Below are 3,336 nucleotides of genomic sequence, written 5' to 3'. Positions count from 1 at the left end.
GCAATCCAAGATTGCAATCGCATTTTCGTGTGCTACACATCGCCGCGTTGCGCTGCAGCAGATGTGGAGGCATTCGGTGTCGGTGTCCCTCAGGCAGGAAGGCCCACATTCCATGGCAACCAGCGGCAACCAGACGGCGACGCGGTTTGCTGTGGAAGGGCCGGTGCTGGTCGCTTCCCGCCGCTTCGGCGATCACCGGGGCTTCTTCGTCGAGAGCTACAGCGTGCGGGACTTCGCGGCGATCGGCATCGCGGATGTTTTCGTGCAGGACAACCATTCCCGATCCGAGCAGGCGGGGACGGTGCGCGGGCTGCATTTCCAGCTGGCGCCGCATGCCCAGGCCAAGCTGGTGCGGGTGCTGCGCGGCGCGATCCTCGACATCGCCGTCGATATCCGGCGCGGCTCGCCGACCTACGGACACCATGTCGCGGCCGAGCTGACGGCCGAGAACGGCCACCAGCTCTATGTCCCGGTTGGCTTCGCGCATGGCTTCTGCACGCTCGTGCCGGAGACGGAGGTGGCCTACAAGGTCACCGATTATTACGCCCCGGACTGCGACCGCGGCATCGCCTGGAATGACCCGGATCTCGCCTTGCCCTGGCCTTTCACGGCGGAGGCGGTGCAGCTTTCCGAGAAGGACCGCCGCGCGCCACGGCTGCGCGACATTCCGGTGGCCTTCACGTCGGGGATTTGAGCATGCGCATCCTGGTCACCGGCGGGGCCGGTTTCATCGGCTCGGCCGTCACCCGGCTCCTGGTGCTGGAGCGCGGGGCGACCGTGCTCGTCGTCGACAAGCTGACCTATGCGGGGGACCGGCGCTCCATCCGTGATTGCGAGGGACGGCACGGTTTCGAATTCCTCGAGGCGGATATCTGCGACACGGCGCGGATGCGCACGGCCATGGCGGCGTTCCGGCCCGATGCGGTGATGCATCTGGCGGCCGAGAGCCATGTCGACCGCTCCATCACCGGTGCCGCGGACTTCATCCAGACCAACATCAACGGCACCTTCTCGATGCTGGAGGCGGCGCGCGGCTACCATGCCGGGCTGGAGGGCGAGGCGCGGGCCCGCTTCCGCTTCCACCACATCTCGACCGACGAGGTCTTCGGCTCGCTCGGCGAGACGGGCGCGTTCAGCGAGACCACGGCCTATGACCCGCGCTCGCCCTATTCGGCGAGCAAGGCGGCCTCCGACCATCTCGTCCGCGCCTGGCACGAGACCTATGGGCTGCCGGTGTTGGTGACGAACTGCTCGAACAACTACGGGCCGTACCATTTTCCGGAAAAGCTGATCCCGCTCATCATCCTCAACGCGCTGGAGGGCAAGCCGCTGCCGGTCTATGGCGACGGCAGCAACATCCGCGACTGGCTGCATGTCGAGGATCATGCGCGTGCGTTGGTCACCGTCGTCGAGCATGGCAGGGTCGGCGAGACCTACTGCATCGGCGGCCGGGCGGAGCGGCGGAACCTTCAGGTGGTCGAGACCATCTGCGACCTGCTCGACGAGCGCCGTCCGGGCGCGGCGCCGCGGCGGGAGCTGATCCGCTTCGTTGCCGACCGGCCGGGGCATGACCAGCGCTACGCCATCGATTGCGGCAAGATCGAGCGCGAGCTTGGCTGGCGCCAGCATCAGAGCTTCGAGACCGGCATCGCCGCGACGATCGACTGGTACCTGGCGAATGACTGGTGGTGGCGGCCGTTGCGCGAGAAGAAGTACAGCGGCGAGCGGCTGGGCCTCATGGCCGGGAAGGTGGGCTGATGCGCGTCCTCGTCATCGGCCGCACCGGCCAGGTCTCGACCGAGCTGCTGGCGCGGCTGCCGGCCGCCGGCCATGAGGTGGTCGGGCTGGAACCGCCGGAGTTCGACTTGACCAGCCCGGAGCAAATCGCCGCTGCCTTCGCCCAGCACCGGCCGCAGGCGGTGATCAACGCCGCCGCCTATACCGCGGTGGATCGCGCCGAGGACGACCGGGCGTTGGCCTTCGCGGTGAACGCCACCGGGCCGCGGCTGCTCGGCGAGGCGGCGGCGCGGGCAGGCGTGCCGGTGGTGCACTACTCGACCGACTATGTCTTCGATGGCGTGAAGGACAGCCCCTATACCGAGGCGGATGCACCGGCGCCGGTCGGGGCCTATGGCGCCTCGAAGCTCGCTGGGGAGCTGCTGCTGCACCTGGCACAGCCGCGCAGCGTGACCTTCCGCACCGCCTGGGTCTGCTCGGCGCACGGCAACAACTTCGTCAAGACCATGCTGCGCTTCGGGCGGGAGCGGCCGGAGATGCGCGTCGTCGCCGACCAGCATGGCGCGCCGACCTTCGCCGATGACCTGGCCGATGCCGCCATCGCGCTGCTGCCCCGGCTGGCAGCGGCGCCAGCGGGCGATGCCTGCTTCGGCATCTTCCACCTGACTGGGCAGCCCTACACCACCTGGCACGGCTTCGCCGAGGCGATCTTCGCCGGCGCTGCCGAGCGTGGGCAGAAGGCACCGACGCTCACCGCCATCACCACGGCCGACTACCCGACCCGGGCGGTGCGGCCGGCCAATTCGCGCCTCGACTGCACGCGCGCGGCCGAGCGCCTCGGCATACAGGCCGCCGACTGGCGGCAAGGCCTGGCGCGCTGCCTGGATGCGCTGCTGAAGGAGAACACCCGATGAAGGGCATCGTGCTGGCCGGCGGCAGCGGCACCCGGCTTTATCCGGCGACGCTGGCGGTCTCGAAGCAGCTGCTGCCGGTCTACGACAAGCCAATGGTCTACTATCCGCTCTCGGTGTTGATGCTGGCCGGGATCCGGGAGATCATGGTGATCTCGACGCCGCATGACATGCCGCTGTTCGAGCGGCTGCTGGGCGATGGCAGCCAATGGGGCATCCGCCTGGTCTATCAGGTGCAGGAGAAGCCGAACGGCATCGCCATGGCGCTGGTGCTGGCGGAGGAGTTCCTCGCCGGCGAGCCCTCGGCGCTGGTGCTTGGCGACAACATCTTCCACGGGCACGAGCTCGACCTGCGGATGGCGGAAGCGCAGGCGGCGCATGGCGCGGCGGTCTTCGCATATCGCGTGGCAGACCCGGAGCGCTACGGCGTCGTCGAGTTCGATGCCGAGGGGCGGGCGCTGTCGATCGAGGAGAAGCCGGCGGCGCCGAAGTCGGACTGGGCGGTGACGGGGCTCTATTTCTATGACGGGCGGGCGCCAGCCATCGCGCGCAAGCTGTCGCCCTCGCCACGGGGCGAGCTTGAGATCACCGATCTGAACCGCGTCTATCTCGAGGAGGGCACGCTGCGCGTGGCCCGGCTCGGGCGGGGCTACGCCTGGCTCGACACCGGCACGCATGACAGCATGCT

General features: G+C 68.7%; 4 protein-coding genes. All 4 read left to right on the top strand.

Annotation, left to right across the window (positions count from 1 at the left end):
* Window positions 1-112 precede the first annotated feature (112 nt).
* Complete coding sequence (gene rfbC / locus JMJ56_RS32835; RefSeq protein ID WP_202836076.1) at window positions 113-694, top strand: dTDP-4-dehydrorhamnose 3,5-epimerase; 582 nt, start codon at window positions 113-115, stop codon at window positions 692-694.
* A 2-nt stretch (window positions 695-696) separates the two neighbouring features.
* Window positions 697-1,758, top strand: a complete 1,062-nt coding sequence (gene rfbB, locus JMJ56_RS32830; protein ID WP_202836075.1) for a dTDP-glucose 4,6-dehydratase — start codon at window positions 697-699, stop codon at window positions 1,756-1,758.
* A complete protein-coding gene (gene rfbD, locus JMJ56_RS32825) occupies window positions 1,758-2,651 on the top strand; it encodes a dTDP-4-dehydrorhamnose reductase (protein ID WP_202836074.1) in 894 nt (297 codons plus the stop codon). Before rfbB ends, rfbD begins: the two co-directional genes overlap by 1 nt.
* Window positions 2,648-3,336, top strand: a 689-nt coding sequence (gene rfbA, locus JMJ56_RS32820) for a glucose-1-phosphate thymidylyltransferase RfbA (RefSeq protein WP_202836073.1), incomplete at its 3' end; no start/stop codon positions are given. The genes rfbD and rfbA, both read left to right, overlap by 4 nt.

This window comes from Belnapia arida (assembly GCF_016773205.1).
GTDB lineage: Bacteria > Pseudomonadota > Alphaproteobacteria > Acetobacterales > Acetobacteraceae > Belnapia > Belnapia arida.
The sequence above is the reverse complement of the archived record's forward strand: the minus strand, read 5'-3'. Positions and strand labels throughout refer to the sequence as shown.

Excerpts from the sequence above, each read along its gene's own strand:
- rfbD (WP_202836074.1), top strand. The coding sequence starts at position 1,758 with ATGCGCGTCCTCGTCATCGGCCGCACCGGCCAGGTCTCGACCGAGCTG.
- rfbC (WP_202836076.1), top strand. The coding sequence starts at position 113 with ATGGCAACCAGCGGCAACCAGACGGCGACGCGGTTTGCTGTGGAAGGG.
- rfbB (WP_202836075.1), top strand. The coding sequence starts at position 697 with ATGCGCATCCTGGTCACCGGCGGGGCCGGTTTCATCGGCTCGGCCGTC.